The 13,722-nt window shown below is 61.9% G+C and carries 15 protein-coding genes; 9 read left to right on the top strand and 6 right to left on the bottom strand.

Features of this window, described 5'->3' with window-relative positions:
- Window positions 1-12: 12 nt before the first annotated feature.
- Complete coding sequence (locus U5G49_RS23210; protein ID WP_193446443.1) at window positions 13-624, bottom strand: HAD-IA family hydrolase; 612 nt, start codon at window positions 622-624, stop codon at window positions 13-15.
- A gap of 133 nt (window positions 625-757) precedes the next feature.
- Between U5G49_RS23210 and U5G49_RS23215 the strand changes: the two genes are divergently transcribed.
- The 3 genes from U5G49_RS23215 (at window position 758) to U5G49_RS23225 (ending at window position 3,361) form a co-directional block, all read left to right on the top strand.
- Complete coding sequence (locus tag U5G49_RS23215) at window positions 758-1,792, top strand: histone deacetylase family protein (protein WP_131631002.1); 1,035 nt, start codon at window positions 758-760, stop codon at window positions 1,790-1,792.
- Between the two features lie 9 nt (window positions 1,793-1,801).
- Window positions 1,802-2,377, top strand: a complete 576-nt coding sequence (recX, locus tag U5G49_RS23220; protein ID WP_193446442.1) for a recombination regulator RecX — start codon at window positions 1,802-1,804, stop codon at window positions 2,375-2,377.
- Window positions 2,378-2,449: 72 nt separating this feature from the next.
- A complete protein-coding gene (locus U5G49_RS23225) occupies window positions 2,450-3,361 on the top strand; it encodes an EamA family transporter (RefSeq protein WP_018244379.1) in 912 nt (303 codons plus the stop codon).
- Between the two features lie 33 nt (window positions 3,362-3,394).
- Here the strand turns inward: U5G49_RS23225 and U5G49_RS23230 are convergent, their stop codons facing one another.
- Complete coding sequence (locus U5G49_RS23230; RefSeq protein ID WP_131631004.1) at window positions 3,395-3,862, bottom strand: group III truncated hemoglobin; 468 nt, start codon at window positions 3,860-3,862, stop codon at window positions 3,395-3,397.
- Window positions 3,863-4,045: 183 nt separating this feature from the next.
- Between U5G49_RS23230 and mbfA the strand changes: the two genes are divergently transcribed.
- Window positions 4,046-5,029: an iron exporter MbfA gene (mbfA, locus tag U5G49_RS23235; protein WP_018244381.1), complete on the top strand. Its 984-nt coding sequence runs from the start codon at window positions 4,046-4,048 to the stop codon at window positions 5,027-5,029.
- A gap of 162 nt (window positions 5,030-5,191) precedes the next feature.
- Here mbfA and U5G49_RS23240 read toward each other — a convergent pair whose 3' ends face one another.
- The gene (locus U5G49_RS23240) at window positions 5,192-5,791 is read right to left on the bottom strand and encodes a transglutaminase-like cysteine peptidase (protein ID WP_018244382.1); all 600 of its coding nucleotides are present in this window, start codon (window positions 5,789-5,791) and stop codon (window positions 5,192-5,194) included.
- Window positions 5,792-5,956: 165 nt separating this feature from the next.
- Window positions 5,957-6,796, bottom strand: coding sequence for an alpha/beta hydrolase (locus U5G49_RS23245; RefSeq protein ID WP_193446441.1), 840 nt, complete (start codon window positions 6,794-6,796; stop codon window positions 5,957-5,959).
- 178 nt (window positions 6,797-6,974) lie between these two features.
- On the opposite strand from U5G49_RS23245, the gene infC reads away from it, so the two are divergent.
- The 5 genes from infC (at window position 6,975) to pheT (ending at window position 12,156) form a co-directional block, all read left to right on the top strand.
- Window positions 6,975-7,511: a translation initiation factor IF-3 gene (infC, locus tag U5G49_RS23250; RefSeq protein WP_075225634.1), complete on the top strand. Its 537-nt coding sequence runs from the start codon at window positions 6,975-6,977 to the stop codon at window positions 7,509-7,511.
- 325 nt (window positions 7,512-7,836) lie between these two features.
- A complete protein-coding gene (rpmI, locus tag U5G49_RS23255) occupies window positions 7,837-8,040 on the top strand; it encodes a 50S ribosomal protein L35 (protein WP_003570998.1) in 204 nt (67 codons plus the stop codon).
- Between the two features lie 38 nt (window positions 8,041-8,078).
- The gene (gene rplT, locus U5G49_RS23260; RefSeq protein ID WP_131631006.1) at window positions 8,079-8,483 is read left to right on the top strand and encodes a 50S ribosomal protein L20; all 405 of its coding nucleotides are present in this window, start codon (window positions 8,079-8,081) and stop codon (window positions 8,481-8,483) included.
- A gap of 150 nt (window positions 8,484-8,633) precedes the next feature.
- Window positions 8,634-9,716, top strand: coding sequence for a phenylalanine--tRNA ligase subunit alpha (gene pheS, locus U5G49_RS23265; RefSeq protein WP_193446440.1), 1,083 nt, complete (start codon window positions 8,634-8,636; stop codon window positions 9,714-9,716).
- Window positions 9,717-9,732: 16 nt separating this feature from the next.
- On the top strand, window positions 9,733-12,156 hold the full coding sequence (pheT, locus tag U5G49_RS23270) for a phenylalanine--tRNA ligase subunit beta (RefSeq protein WP_131631007.1): 2,424 nt from the start codon (window positions 9,733-9,735) through the stop codon (window positions 12,154-12,156).
- 54 nt (window positions 12,157-12,210) lie between these two features.
- Here the strand turns inward: pheT and U5G49_RS23275 are convergent, their stop codons facing one another.
- Both U5G49_RS23275 and U5G49_RS23280 read right to left on the bottom strand, forming a co-directional pair.
- Window positions 12,211-12,570 carry a nuclear transport factor 2 family protein gene (locus U5G49_RS23275; RefSeq protein WP_018244386.1) on the bottom strand — a complete coding sequence of 120 codons (360 nt, stop codon included), beginning with the start codon at window positions 12,568-12,570 and terminating at the stop codon, window positions 12,211-12,213.
- Window positions 12,571-12,661: 91 nt separating this feature from the next.
- Window positions 12,662-13,657: an aldo/keto reductase gene (locus U5G49_RS23280; protein WP_131631008.1), complete on the bottom strand. Its 996-nt coding sequence runs from the start codon at window positions 13,655-13,657 to the stop codon at window positions 12,662-12,664.
- Between the last annotated feature and the right edge of the window lie 65 nt (window positions 13,658-13,722).

The raw sequence follows: 13,722 nt of genomic DNA on the forward strand, positions 1-13,722 counted from the left end.
CGCCGGCCCCGCTCATGCCGGCCTGGCGAAGACCGGAAGCGCGCCGCCAAGCGTCGTGCCCGCCGTCCATTGCGCCGCATTCCAGCCGAACTGTCGCGCCGCTTCGATGTTTTCGGCCATATCGTCGATGAAGGCGATGTCGCCGGGCAGCACGCCGGCCCGCTCGGTCGCCAGCCGGAAGAAATCGGGAGAAGGCTTGTTGTGTCCGAGTGCTGCGGAATAGATGATGTCGTCGAAATGTGCGCTAAGGCCGATCTGCTCCATCAGGTAGCGTGCCCGCCTATGCTCCTGGTTGGTCGCCAGCAAGAGAGTGATGCCGCTTTGCCTGAGAGCAGCGAGTTCTTCGAGCAGATTGCGGTCGAGACGGGAATCGTTTTCGAACCAGTAGTCGATCAGTGTTTCGGCGCTGAGGTGGGGCGCAATCTTTGCGAGAACGCCGGCGAGCCTCGGCTCCAGTGCCTCGCGGCCGACGATGATATCGCGCCAGTGGGTCTGGAAGAATTCCTGCTGCAGCAGGTCGACCCGCAGGCCGAGGTCGCGTTCCAGATAGGTGAAGTGAGGCAGGCCGTCGGCGGGGCGACCATGAATGAGTACGCCGTCGACATCGACCATCAGCACTTTCATGCGGAATATTTCCTCGTTCTCAAAACACCGGCGAAGGTGGCGTCATCCGCCTGGACGTTCAAGACGGCGCGCCACTTTTTTGTCGCGGCCGAGCCGTGTAAATCTCCATCGTCAATCAAGGGCAGGATCTGAAATGCGCGTCATCTATTCCGAAGACCACAAGCTGCGCGATGCCAGGACCGAGCTGCATGCCGGCCAACTGGTGACGCCCTTCGAGGCGCCGTTTCGCGCCGAATGGATCCTGGCGGCGGTCAAGGAGGTGGGCTTTACCGACGTGGTGGCGCCTGATGCGCATGGATTGGAAACGGCGCTAGAGGTGCATGATCCCGCCTATCTGGATTTTCTTGCCACCGTCTGGGACCGCTGGGTGGCGGCCGGTTTCACCGGCGAGGCGATCGCCAATTCCTTCGCCGTTCGCCGTACCAGCCAGCGCGTGCCCAACAATATCGTCGGCGCGATCGGCCATTACGCCAATGCCGCCGATACCTCGATCACCAAGGGCTCCTACGAGGCGGCGATCGCCTCCATGCGCTGCGCGATCACAGGCGCCGATTGGCTGAATGCCGGCAATCGTTTCGCCTTCGCGCTCTGCCGCCCGCCCGGCCACCATGCCGGCATCGATCTCTTCGGCGGTTATTGCTTCATCAACAATTCAGGTGTCGCGGCGCAGCGGCTGCTCGACCATGGTGCGAGGAAAGTCGCGGTGCTGGATGTCGATTTCCACCACGGCAACGGCACGCAGGATCTTTTCTATCACAGAGGCGATGTCTTCACCGCCTCGCTGCATGGCGATCCCATGCATGCCTTTCCCTATTTCCTCGGCCATGCCGACGAGGAAGGCGAGGGGGAGGGCGAAGGTAGCAACCGCAACTATCCGATGCTCCCGGGCACGCCTTGGGATGTCTGGTCTTCGGCCCTTGCCGATGCGCTCACCCGCATCAAGACCTTCGGCGCCGAGGCGATCGTCGTGGCACTCGGCGTCGACACTTTCGAGCGCGATCCGATCTCCTTCTTCAGCCTCACCTCCGACGATTTCACCCGCATGGGCGCGATGATATCAGCCGCCGGCCTGCCGGTGCTCGCCTGCATGGAGGGCGGCTACGGTGTGCCGGAGATCGGCCTCAACGTCGCCAATGTCCTCAAGGGCCTCAAGGGCCTGGAAGCCTGATCTCTGCCGATGACCGACGAGACCGTTCCCTCCGACATTCCGACACCCCGCATGCTGAGCTGGGCGCGCAACTCCACCGTCTATCGCCTCGAGCGGCGGATGATGACGGAAAAGCAGCTGTTTGACGCCATTGCCCGCAAGGCGAAGGAGAAATTCGAGGATATCAGCGCGGCGCAACTCAAGGCCGTTGCCGATTTCGCCGTCAAATTTGCCTATGACAACAAGGTGCTCGACGATAGCGCCTATGCGGAGATCAGCACGCGCTCGGCCGTGCGCGGCGGTAAATCGAAGCGCGCGATCGCCCAGAAGCTTGCTGCCAAGGGCGTCTCCAGCGACAAGGTCGAAGTGGCACTTGAGGAGGCTGACGATCTCTATGCCGCAGCGATCTTTGCCCGCAAACGCGCCTTCGGCCCCTTCCGCCGGGTCGAGCTCGACGAAAAGCGAAAGGCGAAAGAGCTTTCGGCTTCCGCCCGCAACGGCTTCAGCTTCGACATCGGCAGGAAGGTCTTCGACATGAGCTTTGAAGACGCCGAAGAGGTCATCCTTGCTGGCCGATCTTTGGCGCCTCAGCATCAGCGCTCTTGATCCCGGCATGAAAAGTTTGAATTTGGTTCTCACCCGTCTTCGGCCTAGAACCGCGCCAGGATCGGGGGCCACATGGACATCAAGAATATCGAGACCGGGACGGACGGCGCAGCCTTGATTGCGCAGCCGGGCGTATCGCCGAGTTCGGGCGGCTTGGCGGCCGGTGTCGCGATGTGCCTGATGTCGATGTCTTCGATCCAGTTCGGCGCAGCACTGTCTTCGCCAGCCATTGCGACCTATGGCGTTGCCGGCGCCACCTGGCTGCGGCTTGCTTTTGCGGCGATCATCCTTGCCGTCGTCGTCAGGCCTTCGGTGCTGCGTTATAGCGGCGCCCAGTGGCGGGCGACATTGCTGCTTGGCACGACGACGGCCGCCATGACGCTCTGCTTCTTCGCGGCGATCCAGCGGCTGCCGCTCGGCCTGGCGATCGCCATCGATTTCCTCGGGCCGCTCTCGGTCGCCGTCTTCGGCTATGGTCTGACATGGCGGCTCGCCTGGCCGTTGATCGCTGCGGCCGGCATTCTCTTTCTCGCCCATGACGGCGAAGGCTGGGTCGGCAATCTCCCGGGCGTCCTCTTTGCCCTCGGCTCGGCCGTGGGATGGGCGGTCTATATCCTGCTGACGAAGAAGGTCGGCGCTGCCTTCAAGGGTCTGGAAGGCCTCTCGATGTCGCTGATCGTTGCCGGCCTCGTCGCAACCCCCTTCGGCCTTGCCGAGACAGGGGGCGCCTTCACGCTGAAGGGACTGGTCGAGGTTCTCGGCCTTGCCATCCTCGTGCCGCTCTTGCCCTATGCGCTGGAAATGGTGGCGCTGCGGCGCATGCCGTCGGCATCGTTCGGCATCCTGATGAGCCTCGAACCGGCGATCGGCGCGCTCGCCGGCTTTCTGATCCTCGCCCAGCCGATGACTGCGCTGCAGATACTGGGTACGGCGCTCGTGGTGGCGGCCAGCGCCGGCGCCACCGCCTCGGCGGCGAAGACTTAGAGGTGAATGCCTGCGCTATTTCATTAATTTAGATCAGGCGGGTTTGCGCTTGGGATCGTCGAGAGCCGGATTGTAGAACAGCGACAGCACCAGGCTCTTGGCGATCCGTTCCGCCGTCGCCATGAACCAGGCCTTGGCCTCCGGCGACGGGGCGATGTCGTCGAGTGTTGCGGCAAACAGCGACAGCCACTTCGGAAAGAGATCCGGTGTCAGGTTTGCCACATGAGTATGCGCCTGCGCCGGCTTGCCGCCATAGGCGCCGCTGCGGAAGGCGACAGCCGACCAGAAGCCCTTCATTTTCGCCATATGCTCCGGCCAGCGGCCGGCCAGCTTGGCGTCGAACACCGGGCCGAGATCGGGATGCGTTAACACGCGCCCGTAAAAGGTCTCTACCAGCCTGTCGATGAAGGCCGCGTCGACGCCCATGTCCCGCATCTCGGCCTCCGCCCTTTCGCGGATCGCCGCGACATGAGCAGGGCGGCCCTGAATGTCATTGTCCATTCCAAAACCCCGGCGCCGCGTGATGCGGCAGCCTCCATATAGGTGTCTATGGCGGCGAGCCAAAGTCGCCCGCGCCGCTTGCGGCAATCTGTCAGCGCTGTAGCACTTTGAATTGCCTCACGCACTTGACCGTCATCGCCGTGTTCTTTAGATTTAGAATAATTCTAAAAATTGGAGAAGATCATGCTGGCGCGGTTTTTCAGATCCTCGAAACGATCCTTCGAGTCGCTGTCCGAGCAGGAGATCCTTGCCCTTGGGATCGCCTCCGAGGAAGACGATGCCCGCATCTATCTTGCCTATGCAGACAGACTGCGCCGCGAATTTCCGGCCTCGGCCAAGGTCTTCGAGGACATGGCCGAGGTCGAGGACACGCATCGCAAGTCGTTGATCGAGATCCATCGCCAGCGTTTCGGTGAGCGCATTCCGTTGATCCGGCGCGAGCATGTGGAGGGCTTCTACGAGCGCAAGCCGGACTGGCTCAGGGCAAACCTTTCGCTGGATGCGATGCGCCGGGAAACCGAGGCGATGGAGGAGCAGGCCTATCGCTTCTATGTCGAGGCGGCAAAGCGGACCTCGGACGCCTCGACGCGCCAGCTTCTCGGTGATCTCGCCCTCGCCGAACAGGGGCATGAAGATATTGCCCGCATGCTGGGCGACAAACATACGCCGGAAGACGTCAAGCACGACGAGGACGAGACAGTGCGCCGGCAATTCGTGCTGACCTATGTGCAGCCGGGCCTTGCCGGGCTGATGGATGGCTCGGTCTCGACGCTGGCGCCGATCTTCGCTGCCGCCTTCGCGACGCAGGATACCTGGCAGACCTTCCTCGTCGGACTTTCGGCCTCCGTCGGCGCCGGCATTTCGATGGGCTTCACCGAAGCCGCCCATGACGACGGCAAGATCTCCGGCAGAGGCTCGCCGGTCAAGCGCGGCCTTGCCTGCGGCATCATGACGGCGCTCGGCGGTCTCGGCCACGCACTGCCCTATCTGATCCCGCATTTCTGGACGGCGACGATCACCGCTGCCGTCGTTGTCTTCTTCGAACTCTGGGCCATCGCCTTCATCCAGAACCGCTACATGGAAACCCCTTTCCTGCGCGCCGCCTTCCAGGTGGTGCTCGGCGGCAGCCTGGTGCTCGGCGCCGGCATCCTGATCGGGAATGGGTGAGTTGCGGTCGGGCATAGCCCGAGCAATCGATCCAGTGAATCGATTGCAGCAACGAACGCCCTGAGCCAAAAGCGAAGGGTCGGGAGACGGTGCGGCGTCCGAAACCCACAAAACAAAAAGGCCGGCAAATCGCCGGCCTTTCCACATTCTCTATTGCAACCCTTACCGCAGAGCGCCGACCAGGACGTCGCGGCCGTTCTCGATGGTGACCCAGCGGCCGGCATTGTAGCTCGACTGGCGCTTGACGAAGGAATAGGGCGTCGCAAACCACGGCTTGACGTCGGAGGCGAGGTTATCGAGCACGAAATCGCCCTCGGCAGTGCGCAGCGTCAACACCGCATGGCCTTCGCCATCCGGCTTGCGCACGACCGTCATCAGCAGATCGGCCGCCGAAAAGCCGCGCTGGATCAGCATGCGGCGCTTCAGCAGAGCGAAATCCTCACAGTCACCGGCGGTGGTCGGATAGGCCCACACCTCATCCTTGCCGTAGATTTCCTTGTCGGTCATCGGCGTGATGGTGCGATTGACCGTGGCGTTGACCAAACGGACGAGCGACCACTTCCCCGGGTTCATGGCGACCGGGCCTGCGTTGCGGTTTGCGCCACATTCATTGCGGTGGATCTGACAGAAATCGTAGTGGCCGATCGGCTGTGAGGTGGCATTGCCCGTTACCATTGAAGCATTTCTGCTTGGGGCCGGTATGGCGGCCGTTGCCATCGCAAACACGGCCATCATGGCCACAAAAATACCCTTGATCCGCACGCCCGCTCTTTCCTTGCATCGCCCCTTATTTATTAACAAAGTGTTAATGGAGAGGGCCGGAAAGAGTCAATCGTTACTTCTTGGTAGGACCTTGCGACTCGCCGACATGGTTAAAATGCAACGGCGTGGGGACCTGTATCAGGCGAATTTATCCGCCGATGCCATTCAAGCGGGCATCTGCCTATTTGTTGATGAACGGATGATGCCTTTGACGGCGCTCACGAGCAGCGCAATGTCGCCGGGGCGGGAAAGGCGGTGGTCGCCGTCGCGGATGAAGGTCAGCACCACGTCGTCGGCGGGAAGATGTTCGACCAGTTTCAACGCATGTGCATGCGGCACATCAGCGTCTTTCATGCCCTGGAGGATATGCACCGGGCAGCCTGTTTCGATGATGCCGTCGAGCACCCGGTTCTCGCGGCCATCCTCGATCAGCGCCCGCGTATAGATGTTCGGTTCGGGACTATATTGCGAGCGCTCTTCGAAATAGCCGCGCTCGGCCAGCGACTTGCGCTCCTTGGCCTTCAGGTTCGGCTCGATCAGCTCGGAGGTGAAATCGGGTGCCGGGGCGATCAGCACCATGCCTTCGAGTTTTGGGCCTTCGAGCTTTGGGCCGCCCTGCCGCGCAAGCTCCTGCGCCAGCCTGAGCGCGATCCAGCCGCCCATCGACGAGCCGACGAGGATTATCCGATCGGGCGCGACATGGCGGATGACGGCAAGCGCCTCCTCCAGCCAGCGCGAGATCGTGCCGTCGCCGAAGCTGCCGCCGGAAAGTCCGTGGCCGGAATAATCGAGGCGGATGCAGGCGGCGCCAAGTTCCGCCGCCAGCCCGTCGAGTTCCACCGCCTTGGTGCCGCTCATGTCGGAGCGGTAGCCGGACAACCAGACGAGTGCCGGTGCGCCATTGCCGGCTCGCGCCGGGCGGACAAGCATGGCGATCTCACGCGCCGCCTCACCCTCGCCGACCGTCAGGAACTGCGGCTGGGCATTGGACAACTGATCGGACATCGGCGAAACTCCTGTTGTTTTGGCCTATAAAACAGATTCTTGGCAGGCTGACAGCGGGTGATTTTTCCGCTAAAGGATGATATTGACTCCGTTGCAGCGATGACGCGACACGTTTGTGCACCCCTGATTGGGAGCGCGATGCTGCAACGTTCCGAAACAACGCGAGGAGAATACGACCATTCGCAGACCTTTTAAAACCGACGCGCCCGTGAAGGACGGACCGCGCTCGAACCGTGAAATCCGCATTCCCAAAGTTCAGCTGATCGGGGCTGACGGTGAGAATATGGGCGTCGTGCCTACCGACCAGGCCTTGAGAATGGCGGAAGAAGCCGGCCTCGATCTCGTCGAAATTTCCCCCAATGTCGAACCGCCGGTGTGCAAGATCCTCGATCTAGGCAAGCTGAAATATGCTAACCAGAAGAAGGCTGCCGAGGCGCGCAAGAAGCAGAAGATCGTCGAAGTCAAAGAAATCAAGATGCGCCCGAACATCGACACCCATGATTATGAGGTTAAGATGAAGGCGATGGGTCGCTTCTTCGACGAAGGCGACAAGGTCAAGGTGACGCTGAAGTTCCGCGGCCGTGAAATGGCCCACCAGGAACTCGGCATGAAGCTTCTGCAGCAGGTCAAGGCTGATACGATCGAGTTCGCCAAGGTCGAAGCCGAACCGAAGCTCGAAGGCCGCCAGATGATGATGGTGCTGGCGCCGAAGTAAGCGCAAGGCAGTTTTTCGCCCAAGGCCGTCCGCAAGGGCGGCTTTTGTGCTTTCTGCCATTCTGCTTTGCGCCATTGTGTTTTCGGGTGAGCGAAGATTCCTCCGCCGCCCCGTTGCACTTTCATGACGCTGCGGTTATAAGCGCGCGTCCGAACTGACCGGCAGGGCATGCCGTGGCAGTTTCGAATGCTTGCGGAACGGTTCGTCGCCGATGCCGCAGATCAACAACAAACGCTCCCGCACCTTGTTGCGACGGCCGGAGAACCGGACTTCGCAGGAGGGCTTTTTTGATAAAGCGCGCAGGGAGGACAGAAGGAGTAGCAAAATGCCCAAGATGAAGACGAAGTCCTCTGCCAAGAAGCGGTTCAAAATCACCGCAACCGGCAAGGTCAAGGCTGCCGCTGCTGGCAAGCGCCATGGCATGATCAAGCGTACCAACAAGTTCATTCGCGATGCACGTGGCACCATGGTTCTCGCAGAACCGGATGGCCGCAAGGTTATCAAGAATTACCTGCCGAACGGTCTCTGAGACTCGTCCGCGAACGCTAGATTTAAGGAGATCATGATATGGCACGTGTAAAAAGAGGCGTCACCTCTCATGCCAAGCACAAGAAGGTTCTGAAGGCAGCAAAGGGCTTTTACGGCCGCCGCAAGAACACGATCCGTACCGCCAAGGCTGCTGTCGATCGTTCGAAGCAGTACGCCTACCGCGACCGCAAGGTCAACAAGCGCAACTTCCGTGCGCTTTGGATCCAGCGCATCAACGCCGCTGTGCGTGAATTCGGCCTGACCTACGGCCGCTTCATCGACGGCCTGAACAAGGCTGGCATCGAAGTCGACCGCAAGGTTCTCTCCGACATGGCGATCCACGAGCCGGAAGCATTCGGCGTGCTGGTCAGCGCTGCCAAGAAGGCTCTTGAATACCTCAAGGAAGCCGGCACGGCGAACGAGTTTGAAGGCGCGGTCAAGTAACCAGCGCTTCCCAAGCTTTTGAATTTATGATTTTGGGAAACCCGCGCTGGTTTGGGCTAGCGCGGGTTTTTCTTACTTTATATTCCTGGCGCCGGCCGGCGCCGCCTGCCTCCCGATCGCCCGCCTGATACTGGACGGAAAGAAGTGACAATGTCAGATATCGACCAGCTCAACACATCGCTGCTCGCCGAAATCGCCGCCGCCGATGACGAAACGGCCCTGGAAGCCGTGCGCGTTTCCGCCCTCGGCAAGAAGGGCTCCGTCTCCGAACTGTTGAAGACGCTCGGCGCCATGACGCCGGAAGAGCGCCAGAGCAAGGGCGCTGCGATCAACGTTCTGAAGAACGCAGTGACCGAGGCGCTTGGCGCCCGCAAGGCGACGCTGCGGCAAGCGGCGATCGATGCGCGGCTGAAGGCCGAGATGGTCGACGTCAGCCTGCCGGTGCGCTCTTCGCCGGCCGAACGCGGCCGCATCCATCCGATCAGCCAGATCGTCGACGAGATCACCGCGATCTTCGCCGACATGGGCTTCTCGATCGCCGAAGGTCCCGACATCGAGACCGATTATTACAATTTCACCGCGCTGAATTTCCCCGAGGGCCATCCGGCCCGCGAGATGCACGACACCTTCTTCTTCAACCCGGATGAGAATGGCGAGCGCAAGGTCCTGCGCACCCATACCTCGCCGGTGCAGGTGCGCACCATGGAGGCGCAGACACCGCCGATCCGCATCATCATTCCCGGCAAGACCTACCGCCAGGACAGCGACGCCACGCATTCGCCGATGTTCCATCAGGTCGAAGGCCTGGTCGTCGACAAGAAGGCCAATGTCGCCAACCTCCGCTGGGTGCTGGAAGAATTCTGCAAGACCTTCTTCGAGGTCGACAGCGTGACGATGCGTTTTCGCCCGTCCTTCTTCCCCTTCACCGAGCCCTCTTTCGAGGTCGATATCCAGTGCGACCGCTCCGGCCCGATCGTCAAGTTCGGCGAGGGTACCGACTGGATGGAAATCCTCGGCTGCGGCATGGTCCACCCGAACGTGCTGCGTTACGGCGGGCTCGATCCGGACGAATATCAGGGTTTTGCCTGGGGCATGGGCCTCGACCGCATCGCCATGCTGAAATACGGCATGCCCGATCTGCGCGACTTCTTCAACGCCGACGTCCGCTGGATGACGCATTACGGCTTCCGCCCGCTCGACATGCCGACGCTGTTCGGCGGCCTCAGCGCTTGAACGGAGAATTGGGACGATGAAATTCACGCTCTCCTGGCTGAAAGAGCATCTGGAAACGGATGCCGGCCTCGATGAAATCTGCACGCGCCTGACCGAGATCGGACTGGAGGTCGAGGATGTCGACGACAAGGCGGCATTCAAGCCCTTCGTCATCGCGCGAGTCGTCTCGGCGGAAAAACATCCCCAGGCCGATCGGCTGAAGGTGCTGATGGTCGATACCGGTTCCGGCGCGCCGGTCCAGGTCGTCTGCGGCGCCCCGAATGCGCGCACCGGTCTCGTCGGCGCCTTTGCAGCGCCCGGAACCTATGTTCCCGGTATCGACGTGACGCTCGCTGTCGGCAATATCCGCGGTGTCGAAAGCCATGGCATGATGTGCTCCGAAAAGGAGCTTGAGATTTCCGACAGTCACGACGGCATCATCGATCTGCCCGAAGATGCGCCGGTCGGCCAGAGTTATGCCGCCTATGCTCATCTCGACGATCCCCTCATCGAGATCAACCTGACGCCCAACCGGCCGGATTGCACCAGCATCCACGGCATCGCCCGTGATCTCGCCGCTTCCGGTCTCGGTACGCTGAAGACGCGGCCCGCACCGTCCTTCGCTGTCGAAGGCGAGACGTCGGTGAAGCTGACGCTCGATCTCGACGACCCGAAGCTTTGCCCGGGTTTTGCGCTCCGCCTCGTGCGCGGCGTCAGGAACGGCCCGAGCCCGCGCTGGATGCAGCAGCGGCTGATCGCCATCGGCCTGCGCCCCATCAACGCGCTTGTTGACGTCACCAATTACATGACCTTCGATCAGGGGCGGCCGATCCACGTCTTCGATGCCGCCAAGATTAAGGGCAACCTGACCGTCCGCCGTGCCGCCGAAGGCGAGACGGTTCTGGCGCTCGACCAGCGCGAATACAAGCTCTCGCCGAACAACGTCGTCATCTCCGATGAGGATGGCATCGAATCGATCGGTGGCATCATGGGCGGCGAACATTCCGGCTGCGACGAGAACACCGTCGACGTGTTGATCGAATCCGCCCTCTGGGACCCGATGAACATCGCCAAATCAGGCCGCAGCCTCGGCATCATCACCGATGCCCGCTACCGCTTCGAACGCGGCGTCGATCCGGAGTACATGGTCCCCGGTCTCGAACGCACGACGGAACTGGTGCTGGAACTTTGCGGCGGTAAACCCGCCAAGGCCGAGATCGTTGGTTACCAGGGTCATGAACAGAAGATCGTCGATTTCCCCTATTCCGAGGTCAAGCGCCTGACGGGCCTCGACGTCTCGAATGCGGAAAGCAACACGATTCTGACGCGCCTTGGCTTCACGGTCTCCGGTTCCGGCGAGCGGGTCTCCGTCGCCGTTCCCTCCTGGCGTCCCGATGTCGACGGCAAGGCCGATCTCGTGGAAGAGGTCATGCGCATCCACGGCGTCGACAATATCAAGCCGGCGCCGCTCGAAAGTCACGCGGCCGTCAACGGCAAGATCCTGACGACGCTGCAGATCCGCACCCGCCTTGCCAAGCGGGCGCTGGCCGCGCGCGGCATGCTCGAAGCCGTCACCTGGTCCTTCATTCCGGAAGACCAGGCAAAGCTGTTCGGCGGCGGCTCGCCCGCCCTCAAGCTTGCCAACCCGATCGCCGCCGAAATGTCGGATATGCGCCCCTCGCTGCTGCCGGGCCTGCTGTCAGCCGCCCAGCGCAATGCCGACAAGGGTTACGCCGACGTCGCCCTCTTCGAGGTCTCCGGCACCTATGAGAACGATCGGCCGGACGGTCAGCGCCGCGTGGCCGGCGGCATTCGCCGCGGCACGGCCTCGCTTGCCGGCGCCGGTCGCGCCTGGTCGAACGTCGCCAAGGGCGGTGGCAAGCCGGTCGATGTCTTCGACGCCAAGGCCGACGCGCTCGCCGTCATCGAAGCCTGCGGCCTGCCGATGGGCAATATCCAGATCGAGCAGGGCGGGCCGGAATGGTATCATCCCGGCCGCTCCGGCACGATCAAGATCGGGCCGAAGGTCGTGCTCGGCTATTTCGGCGAATTCCATCCGCTGACGCTGGAAGCGCTTGATGTCTCCGGCGCGCTCTGCGGCTTCGAGGTCTATGTCGACGCCATGCCGGACGCCAAGCGCAAGGCGACGCGCACCAAGCCGGCGCTCGAACTGTCGCCTTTCCAGGTGGTACGGCGTGACTTCGCCTTCGTCGTCGACAAGACGGTGGAAGCCGGCGCCATCGTCAAGGCCGCAACAGGCGCCGACCGCAAGCTGGTGACCGGCGTCAATGTCTTCGACATTTTCGAGGGCGCATCGGTTGGCGACGGCAAGAAGTCGGTGGCGATCGAGGTGCAGATCCAGCCGGTCGAACGCACGCTGACGGACGAAGATTTCGAGGCGCTGACGCAGAAGATCGTCGCCAGCGTGACGAAATTCACCGGCGGTGTCCTCAGAAGCTGAGCTTCACCCAGCGTCGTCAAATAATGGACCGGTCGCGAATAGCGGCCGGTCTTTTCACAGATGCAGATGGAAGAGTTTGCCGACGATCGTCCAGCGGCCGTCGATCTTCAGCAGCGAGAGATAATCGGTAAAGCGCATGCCGGCGAAATCGTCGGTGACCTTGACGCTTGCCGCATCGCCCTCGACGTCGACGCTCTGGATATCCATGTAGGGCTGCGTGCCGGGCGGCGCCGGCTCCTCCGCCAGGATCGCGGCGATGAATTCGTCCCGCGTCAGCCATTCGACGGCATTCTCATAATGGCCGATGATCGAGCTTTTCGGGTGAAAGGCCTTTTTCAAGGCTGCCTCATTGGCGAAGGCCATGCCTTCGACATAGAGATGAACCGTCTGTTCGACTGCCTGCCTGTCCGACATATTTTCATCCCGTTCTTCGAGATGGCGTTAGATAGTTTCGCCAGCCCCGAAGGCAAGCCCGGCCGGTTGTGGCCGACCGGGCTTTTCAGGTTCAGATGTTCGTCATGGCAAGCGAGGCGTCCGAATAGCGCTTGCCGGCAACCTGCCCGGCTGGGATGACCTCTTCAAGCCTCGCAAGTTCCGCCGGGCTCAGCACGATATCGGCGGCCGCGGCGTTCTGTTCGAGATGATGAAGCTTGCGGGCGCCGGGGATCGGCACGATGTCGTCGCCCTGGTTCAACACCCAGGCCAGCGCCAGCTGTGCTGTCGTCACGCCTTTCTCGTCGGCAAGCCGCTCGAGCGTCGCCACGAGAGCGGCATTGGCGTCGAAATTTTCCGCCTGGAAACGCGGCACCTGCCGGCGGAAATCGTCCGCGTCGAGATCCTCCGCCTTGCGGATCGCCCCGGTCAGGAAGCCGCGCCCCAGCGGGCTGTAGGGCACGAAGCCGATGCCGAGTTCGCGGCATGTCGCAAGCACCTCCTCTTCGGGATCGCGCGTCCAGAGCGAATATTCGCTCTGGAGGGCTGCGATCGGATGGACCGCATGCGCGCGGCGAATGGTGACGCTGCCGGCTTCCGAAAGTCCGAGCGCGCGGACTTTCCCTTCCTTCACCAGCTCTGCCATGACGCCGACCGTCTCTTCGATCGGCACGTTGGGATCGACCCGGTGCTGGTAGAAGAGGTCGATGGTTTCGATGCCGAGGCGTTTCAGCGAGGCCTCGGCCACCACCCGCACGTGCTCGGGGCGGCTGTCGACGCCGGCTATGGCGGCAATACCCGGCTTGCTGGCGTCGATCTTGAAGCCGAATTTGGTGGCGATCACCACGCGGTCGCGGAACGGCTTCAACGCTCTGCCAAGAAGAACCTCGTTGGTAAAGGGACCATAGACTTCGGCGGTGTCGAAGAAGGTCACGCCGAGATCGATGGCGCGATGCAGTGTCTTGATCGATTCCGCATCGTCGCTGGCGCCATAGGCAAAGCTCATGCCCATGCAGCCAAGACCGACGGCAGAGACGGTCAGATCGTTTCCGAGTTTCCGGGTTTTCATGATGCGCTCCTTTTTGAGCTGTTTTGAACCGCCAGAGCATGATGCCGAAAAGTGTGAGCGGTTTT

Source organism: Rhizobium indigoferae, assembly GCF_034554815.1.
GTDB classification, from domain to species: domain Bacteria; phylum Pseudomonadota; class Alphaproteobacteria; order Rhizobiales; family Rhizobiaceae; genus Rhizobium; species Rhizobium leguminosarum.